Below are 18,789 nucleotides of genomic sequence, written 5' to 3'. Positions count from 1 at the left end.
TGCGTCAACTGCCGGATGGTGAAGGGGCGGGCGTCGATTCCGACGGCCCCGCCGAGGGCAAAGCAGGCTTCCACGAGGTCAGGCGGGCGGTCAACTCCTCGTCGCTCGCGTCGCGGGTCTTGCGCATCACCCCCTTCATCCCCTCCTTCTCGACCCGCGACGCACTCGGGAAAAAATCGATGGCCGCCTCCGCGACCGCGATCCCCGCCGCGTGCATCGCGTCGCCGTCGAGCCGGTGGGGGAAGTCCTCGACTGGCACGGGCGGCGTGGCCTTCGCCGGGTCGCACAACAGCACCAGCAACCGCAGGAACTCCGGCGGGTCGGCGAGGGTGTCGGCCAACTTCGTCAGGTCGCCCAACTTCGTCGGCAGGTCGAACCCGGCGGACCTGCACGCGAGCAAGGTGCCGAGGTTGATCGTGACCGGCCAATCGCGGCCGGTCGAGTCTTTGAACGTCGCCATGAATCGTCGTCTCCGATGGGTAAGGGGTCAGAAGCCTTCGAATCGCCGCATGGTCTGGCGGGCGGCTTCGGCCGCGGCTTCGAGCCGGGCGGCCTGTTGGTCCTGATGGGCGACCAGTCTCAACTTCAGGATGCGGAACTCGTCCGACTCGACGATGCTCGCGAAAGCGGCAGCGGACGCCGACTTGAACTTCGTGTCGGTCCCGACCATCGCGGCACCCCAGGCCGCGGTGAACCGATCGCCCACTCGCCGCAAGCCTTCGCTGACCTTGTCCAGAGCCGCCCGCAACGCCGGGTCGTCCTCGCACCGCTGGCGGAACACCTCGCCCGCCATCGTGCCGTTTGCGCTCATCATCGTGTTGCCCTCGTGCTGGTGGTGTGGGATCAGACTGCGGACGCTTCTGCGGTGGGAAGGGCACCCACGGTCACGGGCGGGCTTTCCGCCTGCTCGGCGGCGAGGGCCTGACGACCGGCGTCGGTCGTCTTCAGGTGCCGCAAACGACCGCCTTCGCTGTGCGTCAGTTCGACCAACCCTTCGGCCGCCAGGCGGTGGACGGCGCGGCGGTACCGCGTCTCCACGGCCGCCGGCAGGGGCGACCCGTTGCCGAACCATTCGGACGGCTTGTACAGCGGCCCGCTCTCCCGGAGCGTCGCCAGGTCGCGAACTTCCCACCGCTTCCAGGCCGGCGGTTCGGGCGTCGTCGCCACGGTCGCCTCTTCGTCGGCCAGCTTCGTCAACACGGTCAGCATGTCACCCGTCATCACTGCACCTCCCGGCGATTCGCTCGCCTCACACAAACCTTACCCGGCGAACCGTGCGAAGAGACCGCGGCATCGGCCACGAACGGGGGACAGGCTCAGCATCTACCGTGTCAGTCGCGTGACGTGCCGGTCTGGTGCGAATCGTTCGCATTGTTGGACGATAAAGCAATAGACTTACCGAGTTTGGGTGTTCCCGGTGGGGTCAGGACCAAAAAGGACCAGGAAGGACCCACGGCCTCTGCCGGGCCGTGCGAAATACACTTCTACTATCGGCTTAGTGTCATTATGTTCGGCGTTGAATTCATGACGGGGAGGGACAGGCTTGGGACGGGGGGAGGGACAGGGGATGGCGTGGGCCTGTCCCTCCCTACGAATGCTTGAAAACAAGTCCTTCTAGCTCATTTCGGTCGGGGGAGGGACAGGAGGGACAGGCTTCTTCCTTCCCTGGAGGTAAGAGAAAAAGAGAAGTGCATCACGCGGCCTTGCGGCTGGTCTGCCGAGCGGGCTTAGCCTGGGGCAGTTGTGACTCAACGAGGGCGAGGATGGCGGCTTGGATGTGGTGGGGTAGGGCGGGCCAGTGGTCGACGATGCGAGAGAGGGCGGGGTCGCCAGTACACGCTTTCGTACACGCTTTTCGGTCAAGCGTGCTTAACTGCTTGGAATTCAAGGGAAATGCGAGTAGTACGGGCGGCCGCGATGGCCGCCCGTCGGGGTTGTCGCGTCGTAGGCCGGGCGTCAGGAACCGGAAGTCAGGGCGAAATCGAACGATTGCTCGTTGCCGCTCTTGACTTCGATCTTGGCGTTGTTGCCCTTCGCGGCCGGGTCGATGAACTCGGCCGGTTTCTTGGTCGGGTCCACTTTTTGTTTGGACGCTTCTTCACTGCTCATCGGCTTGGCCACGTCGGGGTGCGTCCCGGCGCTCACCAAGACCATCTTTTGCCCCGGCGACGCGGACAGACTGTACTTCCCGCTGGTGATCGGAGCCCCAGCTTCGCCTCCCTTGCCGTCGGCGGCCCGGAAGACAATGTACCCATCGTCCACCGGCTTGCCGTTGAACGTCACACTCCCACTGACCTTGGCCTTGTCGCCCTCGCCACCGCACCCGGCCGCAACGAGCAGGCCGGCGGTGATCACGGCGCATCGGATGAAACGGTGCATAGTCGGAGCCTCCAGGGGGTTAGTTGTCCAACGTCACAACTTCGCCGCCGGCCCGCGTGCCCGCGGCCTGCCACGCGGCCGCGTCGATGGTGTTGCGGACGAACCGCACCCCGCCGTCGGCCATGGCGGCGTTCACCCCGCCGGTGTGCTTACTGCGGGCCCCGGCCTGAGCGTTGATCGCGCTGCGGCCGTTACCGTCGTTACCGCCGATGCTCGTGCAAGGGGATTTGTAGGAGGCGTCCCCTTGCGTGACCGGGCACGGCCCGATGACCTGGTCCTGGGCCGCGCTGTTGGGCACCAGACTGTTGGAGTACAAACCGCCGCCCATGTTCCCGTAGATGATCGACCCGATCGGTCCGCCCCACCCCGACACGGTGGGGACGATTCCTTCCGAGATCAGGGCGGTGTTGGACGTTCCGTCCGTAATCCCGACCAGGGTCGGGCCGCGGTTGGACTTGTCGATCGCGCTCTGATTGGCCTTCACCCCGAACGCGCCGACGCCAGAATAGGTGTTCCCGGTCGTGGCCGTCCCATACATGTCGCCGGACCCGGTACAACCGCGGTAGTTGCCCCGGTAGAAGCCCCAGGTGTCCGAGGTCGTGGTCTCATTGGACTGGTTTGTCGAGTCACTCGGGCACATGAACGTCGCGATAATCGCCTCTCGCGCCGTCCGCTGCGTCGGCCCGGTCGGGCTCTTGTCGCCTCCGCTATGGGTGTAGGCGCTGTTGGCGCTCAACGGCAGGGCGGTGAAGCCGTTGTAAACGGCCCCTTGCTCGATGTACGGGAGGGTGTACTGAACCCAGGTGAACGAGTCCCACAGGTCGTACTTCCGACCGGGGGGCAGGGTGCCGGCGACGTCGTGGTAGCCGTGGACGCCGAGGGCGAGTTGCTTGAGGTTGTTGGTGCATTTCGCACGGGCGGCGGCCTCGCGGACCTTTTGCACGGCCGGTAGCAGGAGGCCGATCAGGATGGCGATGATCGCAATCACCACCAACAGTTCGATCAGCGTGAACGCGCCTCGTGATCGGCGACATTCCGGGAGAGAGCGTTTAAACATGTTCGACTCCGAAGAAAGCGACGTTCGGTCAGGTGGACCTTTCGCCAAAAGAAAATGAGAACATTCACAGATGGGCAATTTAATAAGGACACTTTACAAAATATCCAGGTCCGGTGAACTTTGCAAGGCAATTCTTGTAACAGCATTTTAGACGTAACCTTACGCCCCTATCTCACAAGATTTTCATTTTCCTGTCCGCGGTTCGCTCTCGACGGCCGGCGTTTCTAGCGAGTACCCTGTCCTGTCGTTCGCACGGAGGCAGCGGTGGCATCGCGATTTACGTTTCTCGTCTCGGCCGGCTCGAATTGGCTCGCGTTCGCGGCCACGTTGGCGGTCAGTTTCTTCCTCACGCCGTACCTGATCGACACCCTCGGCAAGCCGCGGTACGACGTGTGGTGCGTCGTCGAGGCGGTGCTGGCGTACTTTACGCTACTCGACATGGGCCTGGCGGCGTGCCTGGTGCGGTACGTCGCGAAGCACCACGCCGTCGGCGAGCGGGAACCGCTGAACCGCATGGCCTCCGCCTGTCTGGCGTTGTACGCGGGGGCAGGGCTAATTGCGTTCGCCGTCGGAGCGCCGCTGGCCGCGGTGCTGACGCCGAGCCTGGACGCGAAACTCGGCGGCGACGGCGACGTGCTCGCGTTCATGTTGCTGATGCTGGCGAACCTCGCGGTCACGCTGCCGCTGAGCGTTTTCCCGTCGGTCCTCGACGGCCTCGACCGCTACGCGGCCAAGAGCGCAGTGCGAATCGGTTTCCTCGCCGTCCGCACGGCCGGCATCGTGTGGGCCGTGAACCACACGTCCAGCTTACTCCCCCTCGCAGTCTTTTACACGCTGGCGAACCTCGGCGAACACGCGGCCTTCGCCGTGCTGTCATTCCGCTTCTTGCCGGGCTTACGCTTCCGCTGGTCGCTGGTCGATCGCGACACCCTGCGCCACGTCCGCGGCTACAGCGTCGATGCGTTCCTGGCGATGCTCGCCGGCCGCGTGACGGTGCAGACCGGGGCGATCCTCGTGGGCCTGTTCCTGCCGGCCGGGCAGGTGACGTTCTTCGCCACGGCCGGCCGACTGATCGAGTACGCGAAAACGCTCTTGCGCACCATCACCGCCACCCTGACGCCCGGCGTGAGTGCGATGGAAGCCCGCGGCGACTGGCCCGGCATCGCGAGGTTGATGCTCACGGCCACGCGCTGGGTACTGTACATCGTGCTGCCGGTGAACGTCGGCCTGTGGTTGTTCGGCAAGCCGTTCCTCGCCCGTTGGGTCGGCCCGGAGTTCGTCACGGGCAGTTTCCCGGCCGTCGCGATTCTCGCCGCGACGCTCAGCCTCGGCGTGGCCCAATCGGTGGCGTCGCGCATCCTCTACGGCCTCGGCCGGCTGCGATTGTTCGCCCGACTGGCGTTGGCGGAAGCGGGGCTGAACCTCGCGCTGATGCTGTCGCTGATTCGCTTCGGCGTGGAAGGCGTGGCGGTGGCGGTGGCCGTTCCGAACGTGCTGTTCTGCATCGCCGTGCTGGTCTACACGGGCCGCGTGATCGGGCTGAACCTACGAGCGTATTTGGCCGCGTGGCTGAAACCGTTGGCCGCCGTGAGTGTGCCGTCGGCGATGTGGTTGCTAATGGGAGAAGTTCCACCGTCGTGGCCCGGCATCTTCGGTGGCATCGCGGTGGGACTCGTTCCCTACGCCGTCCTTGTCGCCGCGATGGAACTGGCGAAGCGCAAGCGAAAACCCGCAGACGATCGTCCGCCGATCGTGGCCGTTCATGCAACCACACCCATCCCTGTCTTTCAGCCGCGGAGCGGCGGCAGTCGTTAGCCAGGGGTGTAAACCCCTGGGACCCGCGTATCCCAATGCCAAAGCCCCTTAGGGGCGACAGATGCCCTTCTCCCGCCCCTAAGGGGCTTGTTGATGGTAGGAAGTCCAGGGGTTTACACCCCTGGCTAACGACTGCCGCACCTACGGTGCTGAAAACGATACGCAAAAGCCCGCGGACGATCGTCCGCGGGCTTCGGTTACTTCCACCAACATTACGCCGCCCGTCGTGCCCGCTGTTCGGTGAACGTCGCACAGCGTTCGACGACCCGCCGCTGTTGTTCCGCGGTGATTTCCGGAAACATCGGCAGCGACAGCACGCCCCGCGACGCTTCTTCGCTCACCGGGAAGTCCCCTTCACGGTGGCCCAAATGCTTCACGCACTCTTGCAGGTGTAACGGCAGCGGGTAGTAGATGTCGCACCCGATAGCGTTGTCCCGCAGGAACTTCACGAGATCGTCGCGGTCCCGCGGGGCGACCCGCACCGTGTACTGGTTATACGTGTGCTTGCGGTCCGGCTTCGCGATCGGCCGGCGGAAGAACCCGGCGATGCCGAAGCCGGAAATCAACTCGTCGTACCGGGCGGCCGCCGCCCGCCGGCCGTCGATCCAGCCATCGACGTGCGGCAACTTCGCCCGCAGGATGGCCGCGTGAATCGTGTCGAGCCTGGCGTTCCAGCCGACGTACTTGTGGAAGTACTTCACCTCGCTGCCGTGGTTGCGGAACGCGAACAATTTCTTCGCCAGCGCGTCGTCGTTGGTCGTCACCATGCCGGCGTCGCCGAGCGTGCCGAGGTTCTTGCTGGGGTAGAAGCTGAAGCTGTTGATGCTGCCGAAGCTGCCGCACTTCTGCCCGCGGTACTCCGCCCCGAACGACTGGGCCGCGTCTTCGACGATGTGCAGGTTGTGTTGTTCGGCAATCGCCTGGAGAGCGCTCATGTCGGCGCACTGGCCGAACAAGTGGACGGGGATGATCGCCTTCGTCCGCGGCGTGATCTTCGCTTCGACTTCGATCGGGTCGAGGTTAAACGTGTCCGGCTGCACTTCGGCGAACACCGGCGTCGCCCCGGTCCGCAGGACCGAGCCGAGCGTGGCGAAGAACGTGAACGGCGGGATAATCACTTCATCCCCCGGCCCCACGTCGAGGGCGGCGAGGGCGAGCAAGATCGCGTCGGTGCCGTTGGCACAGCCGATGGCGTGCTTGGCCCCGCAGTACGCGGCCGCTTCCTTCTCGAACGCGGCCACGTCCGGGCCGTTGATCGCCAGCCCCGACGACACGACGCGCATGACGGCGGCGTCGATCTCCGGCTGAAGGGCACGGTATTGGGCGTTCACGTCGCACAGCGGAACGGGAGTAGGCCGATCGGACATCGTGGGAATCCTTTCCCCAGGTGGCGTCAGTTTGGCTAATGGTTCGCCTACGGAATTACGCGGAATCGGACCGGCGTGTCAAGGCGAACATCGACATGGGCGGGCGAGGTGGGCCGCCTTCGGTTTGCCGATATACTCTGTGAAAACAACGAGGACGCCATGAAACACCTGCTCGGACTGAACCCGCTCTCGGCCGCCGACATCACCGCGCTGCTCGACCGGGCCGAAACCTACGTCGGCGTCGGCGTCGGCGACGTGCCGAAGCGCGACGACTTGAAGGGCAAGCTCATCGTCACGCTATTCTTCGAGCCGTCCACGCGGACGAAGATCAGCTTCCAACTCGCGGCCCGGCGGCTCGGCGGCGACGTGCAAGACTTCTCGCCGGGCGGGTCGAGTACGTCGAAGGGCGAAACCTTTATCGACACCGTTCGCAACATCGAGGCGATGGGCATCGACGCCGTCATCGTCCGGCACACGTCGTCCGGCGCGCCGGAGATGCTCACGCGCCACCTGCAGAAACACGTCAGCGTCATCAACGCCGGCGACGGCAGCCACGAACACCCGACGCAAGGCCTGCTCGACATCCTGACCATCCGCCAACGGAAGGGCACAATCGCCGGGCTGACGGTCGCGCTCGTCGGCGACATCCTGCACAGCCGGGTGGCGAGGAGCAACATCCACGGCCTGACGAAACTCGGCGCGAAGGTGATCGTGTGCGGCCCGCCGACGCTGGTGCCGCCGGAAGTGCGGCAGTTCGGCGTGGAAGTGGCCGACGACCTCGACGACATTCTGCCGCGGTGCGACGTGGTAAACCTGTTGCGGGTGCAGTTCGAGCGACAGCGGAGTGCGTTCTTCCCGTCGGTCGGCGAGTACGCCCACCTCTTCGGCATGAACGGCGGCCGGATGAAGCGGGCGAAGTCGGACGTGCTCATTCTCGCCCCCGGCCCGATCAACCGCGGCGTGGAGATCACCCCCGACGTGGCCGACGGCCCGAACTCGGCGATCCTCGCCCAGGTCGAGAACGGCCTCGCCGTCCGCATGGCCGTCCTCGCGACAACGGCGGGCGGTGGGAGAGGGTAGGGGCTAACTCGTGTCCGAGTCGGAAGGCATTTTGCGAAGCCCTGTCGCGGGCCGTTGCGCCTCACTTGTCAGGTAACGCGGCTTCCCTTTTCACGAACTCGGCCGGGCAGCCCATAACTTTGTCTCCGTCATGTTGCCCTTGCAACTGTTCACCACTTCCACCAGAAGCGATACCACGGGCCGTACAGGTGTTCTTCGACGCGAACGCTCGACGGTGGAGTCGTGCCTGGTGGCAGGTAGAGGACGCCGGCGCGGTTACACATCCCGGATTCGCATGTGTAGAAAGCCACCGCGCCGTCATTGCTGGTTTCATACTTTTCCACGAGAAAGAGACCGGCGATGCGGTCCACAGTCGGCGTCTCCTCGCCGGCCGGCAGCAGGTCGCCGGCGAGTTGTTGGAGAGAGCCGGACGAAAGCCACACGCGGGCCGTGAGACCGACCGGCGTGAACGTGAACAGGGCGATCACCAGCCCCAGAGCCGTGCACCCGCACCAGAGTTTGACGACCCGTCGGTCCCGCTTTTCCGCGTCCGCGAGTTGAACGAGGCAGCGAAACCAGGACGCGACCATGACCACGGTGAGCGGCAGGAGCAGGCAGCCCCATTGAAGGCCGGCTCCAGCGTTCGTGACGTGGGGTAGGCAAAGAAAGAACCAGATTCCCGTGACGGCCACCAAAACACACACGTGATACGGTAGCGGGCGCACCGTTGGCTTCGCGTCGGTCATCATCGGCCTCCGTGCTTACGCCGGCCGATTCTCCCCGATGCCCCGCAGCCACGTCAACTCCGGCAGGCCATAAGGGCGGAACTTCTCGGGGCGTTCCAGTTCTTCTTGCACGAACAAGGCTCGCGTGCGGCCGAGGCGGCTGGCGACGGGAGTGTCGATCAGCGTGCTACTGTCCTGCGAACTCATTTGGAACAGCACTCGCTGCGTGAACTCCTTCAAGGCTTGGCGGTCCAGGGCACGGTTGAGGTTTGTCAGGCTGTCGCACCAGACGATCACGTGAACGCCGACGGCCGGGCCGTCGCGGAGGATCGTCGCGAACAGTTCGCCGGGCGACTTCGGTTGGTCCCCCTTGCGGCCGAAGCCGAAGTCGTCGTCGGGCTTGCGGAGTTCGCGGAAGCGTTGCAGCCCCTGCACCAACACGAAGCGGGCGGAACGGTCCGCGACTTCGCCACTCAGACGTTTGGCGATCTCGGCAGCGAGGTCGGCGAGGGCTTGCTGAATCTCGAACCGCTCGACGGAGGCGGTCGCGTAGCCGAGGGCGGTGGCCGCTTTGCGGAGGTACTCGGCGTGTTCCGAGTCGTCGGGCGTGCCGTCGAGGAGTGTCACCGTGCGGGCGTTCTCCGCGGTCGGCACTTCGGCCGTGAAGGCGACCATCGCAGCGGTGAGGATCGCGAGGGCCGCTTCCTCGGACGAGCCGATGAGCAGCAGGTTCGCCCCAGACTGGGCGCGGAAGACGGCGGCCGTTGGATCTTTGATCGCGACGGCGTCGCCGAGCCACACGACCGGCGACTTCACGTCGGTCGGCTTCTTCTCCAGTACGGCCTTCAGCATCGGGTTCTTCGGTAGTTCGGCGGGAATGTTCCCCTCGAAGACCAGCGGCGGCGGGTAGCGGTCGCCGGCCCGCGCGTGGATTTCCTTCAACAGCCGGTCGCGGTGGTCTTCGTCCAGCCAGACGACCTGGAACGGGTCATTGCCTTCGAGCAGACCGTTGGCGTCGTTGTAGATCGCCTCGCCGGGCCGGGAGAGGAGGCGGGCGGCGCTGTTGTCCTTGCTGAGGATGAGTTGTGCGTCGGCGTCGGAACACTGGAGCGCGATGCGGACGGCCATCTGGTCGATCGTGGTGCGGGCCAGCGAGTACGCCCCGCCGAGGGTTTGCGAACCGAGGAACAGGTGCAGGCCGAACGCCCGGCCTTGTCGCACGAGGCGGTCGAGCAACAGGGCCGCTTCTTGGGCGAGCTTGTCGTCTTCGACGAAGAACTCCTGGAACTCGTCCACCACGAACAGAATCCGCGGCATCACGCCGTCTTTGCCCTGGGTCTTCAGGTAGTCGCGGTAGCCGTCGAGGTCGTTGACGCCGGCCGCCCGGAACTTGTCGCCGCGCTCGCGAATCTCCACGTCGAGCCGCTGGAGCACGCTCAGGCCGAACTCGCGCTCGCTCTCGATGGCCACAACCTTCGCGTGCGGCAGCTTGTTCGCGGCATACGCGCGGAACTCGACGCCCTTCTTGAAGTCGATCAGGTACAACTCGGCCTCGTCGGGGCTGTACATCAGCGCGAGGTTCGTGATGAGCGCGTGTAACAGCGTGGACTTCCCGGAGCCGGTCTTCCCTGCGACGAGAGCGTGCTGGGCGGTGCCGCGACCGACCATGAACATCTGCTTCTTCGTCGCCCCGGAGCGGCCGACCGGCACGTCGAACGACTTCGCGGAACTGCTTTTCCAGATCATGTCCGGCTTCGGCATGATGAACTCGAACGGCACCTCCACCTTGGCCGCGTCGCGGCTCGCCTCGCCGACCTTGCGGACGATCGTGGCCATGTCGGTGTTCGTCGGCGGCGGGTCGAGCGTCAGCGGGTAGGCGGCCAGCACCGGGTCGGTGAGGGCGAACTTGCCGTCTTTCCAGACGAGGTTGAACGCCGCTTGTTCCAGGTCCGCGAGGCGGAAGTCTCGCGGCATCGCGGCCTTCGTGTCCACGCTGACCAACGTGCAAACACCGCAGGCGGGGCCGCTGGTGAGGATGCTCACGAGGCGGCGGGCGGCGTCCGGCGTGAAGTTCGTCGGGAAGTTCGCGATCACCAGCACGCGGTACGGCTCGGCCACTTCGCCGGCGGCCCGGTTGTACTCCTCGATGCTCTTGTACTGGTTCCGCAGGTACTTCTGGATCACGTTTTCCATGTGCTCGGTCACGTCGAGCAGCCGCTTCTCGATCTGCCCGGCTTCCGTCCAGATGCGCGGCCCCACCAACTGCTCGTCGTAGTCGGCGAGGTGCATGAACGCGGCGAAGTTCTCGCCGAGGCCGACGGGGTCGATGATCGTGAACCGCACCTTGCCCGGCGGCAAGCCGGTGAGGAACCGAAGCATCATCGACTGGATCGCACCGATGGCGGCCGCACGTCCTTGATCGGCGGCTTTCAGCACCACCGAGCACTTGTCGGGGAAGGGCAGGTAGGCCGGAACGAACAGGCGGATCGGCGTGTCGGGGGCGAGCCGTTCGTCGAGCGGCTCACCCTCCGGCAGCGTGTACATGTCCACCTTCAGGGCACCGTACCGCACGCCGCCGGGCACGGTTGCCGGGAGGGTGCTGTTGCCTTCGAGGTAGTGCTCCCACTTCGGGAAGAGTTTCTGGCCCTTCGACTTCAGGTCGTCGAGGGTGGCCCCCACGTCGGCGACGCCGGTGTGCCAGGTGTTGGACATGGCGTTCCACGTCTGGCCGCGGGTGGCGGTCGCGGTGGCCATCTTCGCGGCGTAGCCGTCTTCCGCCTCGCGGAGTTGCTTGTCGAACTTCGCGTCCACGGCGGCGAGAGCCGAGGCGTACCGGTCGTCCGTCGATTTCGACTCGGCGAAGCGGTCCTGGCCGATGCTGTCGAGGCGGTCGTTGTACTCGGTCTCGACGCGGTTGGTGTTGTTCGTCCGCTCGCCGGCAATCTTGGCGAGAAGCGGCACGAAGTAGTCGTCGGCCTTCTTGCGGTCGGTGGCCTGACGGCGTTTCAAGTCGGCGATCTGCTTGGCGTGCGTCGTCTTGGCGTACTCTTGCAACGAGTCGGCGGCCCGACTCGCCTCTGCTTGGAAGACGCCGAGTTGCACCGCCCGCGTGCGAACTTGACGCTTCGCGAGGATGAGGAACAGGAAGTACAGGCCGACGCCGCCGAGGACGGCCGTGACCCCGGCGATGATGGCGGCGGTCTTGATCGTGCCGACGCCCATGCCGATGCCGAAGCCGATCCCGCCGGCGACGATCGCCAACCCGATGACGCTCGGCGTGCGGATGAATTTTGGCAGCGAAGCCGATGTCACGCGGCCGGCGGCGGCCTCCACGTCCTCGACGCACGATTGCAGCTTCCCCTCCGGGTCGGTCGGCGTCGGGCTCGGCAGCCGGTCGGCCGGGTACTCGACGTCCGCCTGCTGCAAGCCGACGCGCTGGAGGGACGGCTGCACCTTCTTCCAGACTTCCGCGAACTTCTTCCGCGCCCCCTCGGCTTGCCGGACGAGTTTCTGGTGGTGGTCGTTGGCCTCCTTTTCGGCCGCCTCGATCAGCGAGTCGATCGTCCAGAGGCGGTCCTGGTACTTGGCCCGCGTCTTCTGGTCGTTGTCCTGGAACTTCTCCTCGATCTTGCGGAGGGCTTCGGCCCGGTTGCTGTCGGCGGCGTTCTGCCGGCCGAGGTATTTGGCCCCCATGTCGGCGAGTTGCTTCTGATAAGAATCGTCGGTCGCGTCGCGAGCGGTCTTCCGGCCGGCGGCGATCTGGCGGCGGACCTTCTGAATGTCCTTTTCGGTCTCGTCGGCGGCCGTCTGGTAGGTGGTCGCGATCTCCGTCTCGCCTTTCGCCCGGTCGCGGATGAGGGTCAGCAGCTTCGCGAGGGAGGCCCGTTCGCGGTCGAAGAGAGCGTCAGACATGGTGCGTCCAATCGGGAGGAATCGAGAGCCACCAATTCAACAATCGACGGCGTAGACCGTTGGGCGGGCGCGGCGGCCTAACCGTGTTAACCCGGGAATTCGCAGTCGTTGCGTATCTCGGTAAAGATCACGGTCAGTTGGTCGATGGCCCGCAGCAGGTCGCTGGCCGCCCGGTCGAGCGGCTGCCAGGTCTGCTCGTCGAACTCCTGGCGGGTGGAGTCACTCCACACGTCCTGCACGTTGTCCCAGTGGGCGCGGGCGGCCTTCTGCGCGTCGAACAACTGACTGCGGTTCGCGCCGACCTTCATGGCGACTCCTTCGGCGGCTCCGCCGGTTTGGCGTTCCCGGACGATAGGTTCGCGGTTGACGGGGCCGGGGCAAAGTCGGGCTGGAGTTCCGCGTAGCTGTCCAGAATGGCGATCTTGCGCTCTAGCCCGGCCATCGCCCCGGGCATGTCGGCTTCGACAATCGTCCGCAGCCGCCGCGTCGAGCCGGTGAAGTTCTCCTCGATGATCTTCGGCAACTTCATCAGCCACGACCGGCACTTCGCGACCTGTTCCTCGGCCTGCTCCAGCCGGGCTTTCGCCCGCCGCAGGTCTCGCTCTTGCACGGTCGTGTCCGGCATCCGCCCGGTCGAGTCGGTGAACTTGCGAGAGGCCAGGGCGTTCTTCGCCTGGAGAACTTCTTCCTCGCAATCCTTCACGGCCGTCTTCCACCGCTTGCCCTGGTCTTCCAGCCAGTCGAACGCCCGGCGGATTTCCATGTCCAGCCCGGACTGAACTTCCATGATGGACGAGCGATAGTTCCCCAGGGCGATCAGCCAATCGCGGAGGGCGTCGATCGACCGAACGTCAGCGCCGCTAGCCATGCTTTAGCCCCCGTTATCGCTGCGAGAGGTATTCCTCGATCCGTTCCGCCTTCCGCAGCAGAAACGGGATGTGCATGTTGGCCGCTTCGATGAAGCGTTCCAGCACAGTGGCCGTCGTCTCGAACTCGGCCCGGAACTTGTCGTGTTCCTGGTCCCGCCACGTGTCGCTGAGGCCGACCAGTTGGCCGTGCAACCCGGCGAGGTTGGTTTGCAACTCGGCGTTGAACCGCTTGAGGTTGGCCGCGAACCGCCGCAGTTCGGCCGGATCGACAATCGCCTGGGACATGGTGAACCCTTCCCGGACTTGAGATTACGCAGAATGGGGTAACGGCATTATAACCGACGGCACGGGCGAAATAGCAAGGAGAAGAGACGGTTATCCGTCGGTCAATCCGTGTAGCCGCGGGAATGGCAGGGATCAGGCTCTTTCCCCTGGCGTAAGGCACGTTTGGCAGCTCGCCGCACGTGGCGGATGAACTTCTGGAGCAGTTTGCCGCCGTACTTTGTGTGCATACCACTCCGACACCGCCGGCAGCTACACCCTTTCATGTGATTTCCCACACTATCACCCTCGTGCCGGCCGTTCGGGCCGATTGTAGCCGAAGTTCATAAACGGCACTTTGCCGGAAGTGGCGAAAAATTTCGCCACTTCCGCTTGGCGGTTGGCAGGGAAGTTCGTTGAATAGACGTTCCGACTCCGGTATGCCGGACATGAGGATTGTAATGCCGACGATCAACCAGCTGACGAAGAAGCCCCGCTCGCCGCAGCGGTCGAAGCCGAAGCACCCGGCCATGCAAGGCTGCCCGCAGAAGCGGGGCGTGTGTACGGTCGTGAAGACGATGACCCCGAAGAAGCCGAACTCCGCGTTGCGGAAGGTCGCCCGGGTTCGTCTGAGCACCGGCGTGGAAGTCACCGCCTATATCGGCGGCGAAGGCCACAACCTGCAAGAGCACTCGATCGTGCTCGTCCGCGGCGGTCGCGTCCGCGACTTGCCCGGCGTGCGGTACCACATCGTCCGCGGCGTGCTCGACTGCCAAGGCGTGGCGGACCGGAAGCAAGCCCGGTCCAAGTACGGTGCGAAGGTCGAAGGCAAGTAACCGAACACTCGAAGCCATAAGGACTGAACGACGATGGCAAGCAAAGGCCGAACCGCCAGCTACGACAAGCTCGCGCCGGACACCCGGTACAACTCGCTGCTGCTCAGCAAGTTCATCAACTGCCTGATGTACGACGGCAAGAAGTCGGTCGCCACGCGGGTGGTGTACGACGCCTTCGACCAGATCAAGAAGCGGATGCCCGACGTGGACCCGCTCGAAGTCTTCACGCAAGCCCTCGGCAACGTGAAGCCGGCCCTCGAAGTCCGCTCCCGCCGCGTCGGCGGTGCGAACTATCAGGTTCCGATGCAGGTGAAGGCGAAGCGGCAAGAGTCGCTGGCAATCCGCTGGATTCTCGTCGCAATCCGCGCGAAGGCCGGCCGCCCGACGCACCTCCGCCTGGCCGACGAACTGATGGCCGCCTACCGCCGCGAAGGTGAGGCGATGGCCAAGCGCGAGCAAACGATCAAGATGGCCGAGGCCAACAAGGCGTTCAGCCACTTCGCGTGGTAATGACCCGGGACGTACAAACACACAAGAAGCCAGCCGATCTCTCGGCTGGCTTCTTGTCGTTCCAGGTGGGATCGAAGGCATTGATCGCGACTTCGCGTTAAACAACTTTTTCACGAAGAACAAGAACGCGGCATCACCGTCTACGTCGACTATCTGTCGCCCCTTCGGCCAGGCCGGCCACGTTAGCCTTCCATCAACTCGGCAAACTCCGTCGTATCGACTGCATCAGGTCGCCTTCTTCGGACCTTGTTGCTGGGCCGACTTCGCCTGCGTGATGTTCACCATCTTGGCCCGCTGTTGTTCAGCCGTGGCCCCGCCGCCCTTGGAGACGGCGGGCGGCGTCTTCGCCTTTTGCGCGTCGGTCTGCTGTTGCACCTTGGCTCGCTTGGACTCCACGTCGTTGGCCGGGGCCTTCGAGTCCTTCAGGGCGACGCGAAGGCCATCGACGACGCGGTCTGCGAGCTCCGGAAGCAAATCGACGACCCCCCGGCCCAGATCCACCGCGTCGGCGAGGCTCGCGCAACGGCGGGAAGACTGGTCCGCGGCCCACCCGTACTACTGGGCCGCGCTGACGCTGACCGGGGCCGATGCCGCGTCGTCGCGAATGTCGGGAACGGCCCTCGCGGATCGGCCCGCGGTTCGCGACGACCCGGAGGCCGTCGCGTGGCAACCGAGTTACACCCAGGGGAGTAAGCGGGCGGCCGCGGACAACAAGCCTTTGATCGTCTTCATCGGCGCCGGCCCGACCGGCTACCGCCGGGCGGTCCAGGAGGGTCGGCTCTCGGACGAGTTGGTGAAGACGCTGACCGACCAGTGCGTGTGCGTGTACTTCGACACGAAGACGGAAGACGGCCGGAAGATGGCCAAGTTATTTGAGGTCGAAGGCCCCGGCCTCGTTGTGAGTACGCGCGGTGGCGGCCAAGTTCACAAGACCCATTCGGCCCCGCCGACCACCGACCAACTGCTCGAAGACTTGAAGGCCGTTGTCCCCCGCTAGGGCGGCGTTGAGCCCGGGCAACTTCATGAAGTGTTCACGCGAGGAACACGAACGCGACATCTTGCGGGGCTAATTTAGATCGGGTAGAGTCAACCCACCAAAACCACGACGCCGCTCGTAGATGCCCGGGGAATACCCCAAGCCTGCGAGCGGCGTCAACTTTTACCGGGGCAAGCTACTCCTCCCCCGCGTCGGCGTCGGCCTTCATCACCTCGCGCAGCAGCACGGTCGCGTAGCTCCCGGCCGGGAGGCCGAACGTCAGCCGCAGGTTCGGGCCGTCCCACGCGGCCGACAGGTCTTCGACGTACACGAGGTTGTGCCGGCGGGTGCCGCTCATCCACTTGCCGGGGCGGTCGAGGTTCGCGGGCGTCAAGTCGTTGGCGGCCAACACCGCGGCCTCGCGCTCGGCGGCCACGCCCTTCGCGGCGAACGTCTTCTTGCCGAACATCGGCCCGGCCGTCACCGTCTCGCGGCGGTCGAATCGCTCTTGTTCGACCGCCACGTCGTCGGCGTTGAAGATGCCGCCGAACGGCCACTTCATCATCACGTCGCCGGTCAGCACCGTGCGGAACAGGCCGTCGGTCAGCCGACGGGCGAGGCAGTCGTTGAACAAAAGCGACTGTGCCGCCGAGAGGTACAACTTCAACCGAAACGGCGGGGCGTTGAGGCGTTCGCCGCGGATCATGCGGAAGCCGTTGTCGGCCGTCTCCCCGTCGCGGCCGAACCGCTGCGGGCCGTAGTAATTCGGCAGGCCGAGTTCACGGACGCGGTCGAGGATGAGTTGCACCCGCTCCGGCTGCGTGGCGTCGGCGTCGCGGATGACGATGTTGAAGCGATTGCCGCGGAGGTGGCCCGGTTTCAGTTTGTTCGTGTGGCGGGAGACGGTCAGCACCTTCACGCCATCGCCGTCGATCTGGTTCAACCGCGGCTCGGCGATTTTCGGAATCGACACCCACTGCCGCGTGACGGCGTGCCGGTCCTTTAGCCCGGCGGTGCCGATGTCGTCGGCCGGGATACCAAGCCGCCTGGCGAGTCCGCGGACGAAGAACTCAGCACTCAGGTCGCGCTTCTCGACCCAGAGGTAGACGTGGTCGCCGGTGCCGGACGGCTCGTAGGCAGGGATTTCCTCGACGGCGAAGTCGTCGAGTTCGGCCTTGATCCGCCCGCCGACGCCCGGCAGGTCTGGCGTGAGCATCGGCGGGGAGAGTGCAGGGTGGTTCATGAAGGGAAGTGTACAGAAAGCCCGGGGTCGGCCGACCCCGGGCTTACGGCGCGATCAATAATCCCCGCTCACTTCACCGCCCGCGCGGGTGGCGAGTGCCCGCCACGTGACGGCGTCGATGGTGTTGCGGACGAAGCGCACGGAACCGTCGCCCAAGAGCACGCTCACGCCGCCGGTGTGGAAGCTGCGGGCGGCGGCCTGACCGGGGTTGTGCGAGGCGTTGCTGCAATCCCACCGCGTGTCGTTCGGCAGCAGGTGGTGGTTGTAGTTCGCGTCGGCGTAGTGGCCGTTGATCCACTTCGCCCCGCGCATGTTCGACCACGTGCCGCCGGCGGCACAGTTGGCGTCGCTGGTCACGGTACTGCCGGTCAGGGTCAACACCTGGCGGGCCGCACTCGTCGGCGGCGTCGCCCCGGTGGAGTCCGGTTCCCCGGTCCCCATCGTGCTCTCGCTGAACGCGGCCGTGTTCGACAGGCCGTCAATCACGCCGGCGATCGTCACTGGCGTCTGGCCGAACATCCCGTCGCTGGTCTTGTACTGACCCCACCAGGTGCCGGTGTTGTCCGTGCTGCCGTCGCCGCTGCCGATGCACGTCACGTAGTTCGTACCGGCGTACACGTCGGTGGTCGAAACCGCCCCGGACGGCTGCGTGGCGAACGCGGTCGGGTTCAGCCCGTTCATCGGGTCGCTCGGGCAGACGAACAGCTTCACCGGCGTGATCGACGCCTGGTAGTTCCCGGCCGTGAGCGGGTAAGTGGTCGGGTTCGAGTTGTACATCGGCACCAAGTTCACGTCGAGACTACGGCCGACGTTGTCCTGTTCGATGTACCCGAGAATGCGCCCCTGCGCGGACACGACCAGCGGGTACGCGGCCCGGCCAGGCGGGAAGTTCTTGTTCACCGCCTCGTAGCCGTGGAGGGCCAGGCCCAACTGCTTGAGGTTGTTCGCACACTTCAATCGGGCCGCCGACTCGCGGACCTTCTGCACGGCCGGCAGGAGCAGGCCGATGAGGATGGCGATGATGGCGATGACGACGAGCAGTTCAATCAACGTAAAGCCGCGTCGCCGGGTGCGGCGATCGGAGCGGGTTCGGAACATGGAAAGAGATTCCCCAGGTGCGGGTAGGTGATGGCGGACCAACGGCGCGAAACGCACCGTCTGCGCGAGGTTTGGAAACGCTCAGGAAGGGTCAGCCAACGTGCCGCGGCGGCGGGTCGGGGGGAATCGCGGGAAGGGACGGGGACTTCACGTTCGACGCGAGCACGGCATCGGACGCCGGTTCGACGAACGCGGGGGCGGCGGGTTGAAGCGGCGGCACGGCCGGTTCCGGGACGGGCATTCCCGTCGGCCCGTGTTCGCCCTTACAACTGCGGGCAAACATGCCGGCGACCCACAGCACCTGCGGCCGGTCATCCTCGGGCTTCTTCTTCGCCTCACAGCACGGCTTCGCGGCGGTCTTCTTGGAACAGCACGACTCGGCCGTCTTCTTCGGCTTCGCGCAGCACGATTCCGGCTCGCCGACGGTGATGAGTTTCGCCGCGGTGGAGCAACAGCACGCCGCCGATGCGCTGCCGGCTTTCGCCTGGCAGCCGCAGTTCGTGTCGCCGCAGGCGGTTTTGCGGGCCGAGGGTTTTGAGAAGGTGGGAAAGCCAACCGCCGTCATGACCTGGGCCAACACCAGCAGCGCCGGCAGCAGGTGCCGGGTGGTGAGTCGCGACCAGGATTGGCGCGGGCGGTCCATCGGGGTGCCACGGTGGGAGGAGTCCGTCCGTGGCATCCT

20 protein-coding genes are annotated in these 18,789 nt (G+C 65.4%); 5 read left to right on the top strand and 15 right to left on the bottom strand.

Annotation, left to right across the window (positions count from 1 at the left end; genetic code table 11):
* Positions 1 to 4: 4 nt before the first annotated feature.
* The 5 genes from PX52LOC_RS09110 to PX52LOC_RS09090 all read right to left on the bottom strand — a co-directional run bounded on the left by PX52LOC_RS09110 (position 5) and on the right by PX52LOC_RS09090 (position 3,436).
* Complete coding sequence (locus PX52LOC_RS09110) at positions 5 to 460, bottom strand: hypothetical protein (RefSeq protein ID WP_149109801.1); 456 nt, start codon at positions 458 to 460, stop codon at positions 5 to 7.
* Between the two features lie 27 nt (positions 461 to 487).
* Positions 488 to 814, bottom strand: coding sequence for a hypothetical protein (locus PX52LOC_RS09105; RefSeq protein WP_149109800.1), 327 nt, complete (start codon positions 812 to 814; stop codon positions 488 to 490).
* A gap of 29 nt (positions 815 to 843) precedes the next feature.
* Complete coding sequence (locus PX52LOC_RS09100) at positions 844 to 1,221, bottom strand: hypothetical protein (protein WP_149109799.1); 378 nt, start codon at positions 1,219 to 1,221, stop codon at positions 844 to 846.
* Between the two features lie 735 nt (positions 1,222 to 1,956).
* Positions 1,957 to 2,379, bottom strand: coding sequence for a hypothetical protein (locus PX52LOC_RS09095; protein WP_149109798.1), 423 nt, complete (start codon positions 2,377 to 2,379; stop codon positions 1,957 to 1,959).
* Positions 2,380 to 2,398: 19 nt separating this feature from the next.
* Positions 2,399 to 3,436: a DUF1559 domain-containing protein gene (locus PX52LOC_RS09090; protein ID WP_149115452.1), complete on the bottom strand. Its 1,038-nt coding sequence runs from the start codon at positions 3,434 to 3,436 to the stop codon at positions 2,399 to 2,401.
* Positions 3,437 to 3,700: 264 nt separating this feature from the next.
* On the opposite strand from PX52LOC_RS09090, the gene PX52LOC_RS09085 reads away from it, so the two are divergent.
* Entirely contained in the window at positions 3,701 to 5,251 is a 1,551-nt protein-coding gene (locus tag PX52LOC_RS09085) for a lipopolysaccharide biosynthesis protein (protein WP_149109797.1), read from the top strand.
* A 212-nt stretch (positions 5,252 to 5,463) separates the two neighbouring features.
* Here PX52LOC_RS09085 and PX52LOC_RS09080 read toward each other — a convergent pair whose 3' ends face one another.
* Positions 5,464 to 6,618, bottom strand: coding sequence for a DegT/DnrJ/EryC1/StrS family aminotransferase (locus PX52LOC_RS09080; protein ID WP_149109796.1), 1,155 nt, complete (start codon positions 6,616 to 6,618; stop codon positions 5,464 to 5,466).
* Between the two features lie 159 nt (positions 6,619 to 6,777).
* Here PX52LOC_RS09080 and PX52LOC_RS09075 point away from each other — a divergent pair, with 159 nt between their 5' ends.
* Complete coding sequence (locus tag PX52LOC_RS09075; protein WP_149109795.1) at positions 6,778 to 7,698, top strand: aspartate carbamoyltransferase catalytic subunit; 921 nt, start codon at positions 6,778 to 6,780, stop codon at positions 7,696 to 7,698.
* A 149-nt stretch (positions 7,699 to 7,847) separates the two neighbouring features.
* Here PX52LOC_RS09075 and PX52LOC_RS09070 read toward each other — a convergent pair whose 3' ends face one another.
* From PX52LOC_RS09070 to PX52LOC_RS09050, 5 genes are all read right to left on the bottom strand, one after another.
* Positions 7,848 to 8,426, bottom strand: coding sequence for a hypothetical protein (locus PX52LOC_RS09070; RefSeq protein ID WP_149109794.1), 579 nt, complete (start codon positions 8,424 to 8,426; stop codon positions 7,848 to 7,850).
* A gap of 12 nt (positions 8,427 to 8,438) precedes the next feature.
* Positions 8,439 to 12,314 carry an FtsK/SpoIIIE domain-containing protein gene (locus PX52LOC_RS09065; protein ID WP_149109793.1) on the bottom strand — a complete coding sequence of 1,292 codons (3,876 nt, stop codon included), beginning with the start codon at positions 12,312 to 12,314 and terminating at the stop codon, positions 8,439 to 8,441.
* A gap of 86 nt (positions 12,315 to 12,400) precedes the next feature.
* Positions 12,401 to 12,622, bottom strand: coding sequence for a hypothetical protein (locus PX52LOC_RS09060; protein WP_149109792.1), 222 nt, complete (start codon positions 12,620 to 12,622; stop codon positions 12,401 to 12,403).
* Positions 12,619 to 13,182, bottom strand: a complete 564-nt coding sequence (locus tag PX52LOC_RS09055) for a hypothetical protein (RefSeq protein ID WP_149109791.1) — start codon at positions 13,180 to 13,182, stop codon at positions 12,619 to 12,621. Before PX52LOC_RS09055 ends, PX52LOC_RS09060 begins: the two co-directional genes overlap by 4 nt.
* A 13-nt stretch (positions 13,183 to 13,195) precedes the next feature.
* Positions 13,196 to 13,468, bottom strand: coding sequence for a WXG100 family type VII secretion target (locus PX52LOC_RS09050; RefSeq protein ID WP_149109790.1), 273 nt, complete (start codon positions 13,466 to 13,468; stop codon positions 13,196 to 13,198).
* Positions 13,469 to 13,905: 437 nt separating this feature from the next.
* Here PX52LOC_RS09050 and rpsL point away from each other — a divergent pair, with 437 nt between their 5' ends.
* Positions 13,906 to 14,280 (top strand): 30S ribosomal protein S12, encoded by a 375-nt coding sequence (gene rpsL, locus PX52LOC_RS09045; protein WP_149109789.1) that lies wholly within the window; start codon positions 13,906 to 13,908, stop codon positions 14,278 to 14,280.
* Positions 14,281 to 14,313: 33 nt separating this feature from the next.
* A complete protein-coding gene (gene rpsG / locus PX52LOC_RS09040) occupies positions 14,314 to 14,790 on the top strand; it encodes a 30S ribosomal protein S7 (RefSeq protein WP_149109788.1) in 477 nt (158 codons plus the stop codon).
* 225 nt (positions 14,791 to 15,015) lie between these two features.
* Here the strand turns inward: rpsG and PX52LOC_RS09035 are convergent, their stop codons facing one another.
* A complete protein-coding gene (locus PX52LOC_RS09035) occupies positions 15,016 to 15,264 on the bottom strand; it encodes a hypothetical protein (protein WP_149109787.1) in 249 nt (82 codons plus the stop codon).
* Between the two features lie 130 nt (positions 15,265 to 15,394).
* Between PX52LOC_RS09035 and PX52LOC_RS09030 the strand changes: the two genes are divergently transcribed.
* The gene (locus PX52LOC_RS09030) at positions 15,395 to 15,787 is read left to right on the top strand and encodes a thioredoxin domain-containing protein (RefSeq protein ID WP_149109786.1); all 393 of its coding nucleotides are present in this window, start codon (positions 15,395 to 15,397) and stop codon (positions 15,785 to 15,787) included.
* 175 nt (positions 15,788 to 15,962) lie between these two features.
* Here PX52LOC_RS09030 and truD read toward each other — a convergent pair whose 3' ends face one another.
* The 3 genes from truD to PX52LOC_RS09015 all read right to left on the bottom strand — a co-directional run bounded on the left by truD (position 15,963) and on the right by PX52LOC_RS09015 (position 18,750).
* Positions 15,963 to 17,009 carry a tRNA pseudouridine(13) synthase TruD gene (gene truD / locus PX52LOC_RS09025; protein WP_149109785.1) on the bottom strand — a complete coding sequence of 349 codons (1,047 nt, stop codon included), beginning with the start codon at positions 17,007 to 17,009 and terminating at the stop codon, positions 15,963 to 15,965.
* Between the two features lie 54 nt (positions 17,010 to 17,063).
* Entirely contained in the window at positions 17,064 to 18,107 is a 1,044-nt protein-coding gene (locus tag PX52LOC_RS09020; protein ID WP_149115451.1) for a DUF1559 domain-containing protein, read from the bottom strand.
* Between the two features lie 91 nt (positions 18,108 to 18,198).
* Entirely contained in the window at positions 18,199 to 18,750 is a 552-nt protein-coding gene (locus PX52LOC_RS09015; protein WP_149109784.1) for a hypothetical protein, read from the bottom strand.
* Between the last annotated feature and the right edge of the window lie 39 nt (positions 18,751 to 18,789).

It is taken from the genome of Limnoglobus roseus, assembly GCF_008254045.1.
Taxonomy (GTDB): Bacteria; Planctomycetota; Planctomycetia; order Gemmatales; family Gemmataceae; genus Limnoglobus; species Limnoglobus roseus.
The sequence above is the reverse complement of the archived record's forward strand: the minus strand, read 5'-3'. Positions and strand labels throughout refer to the sequence as shown.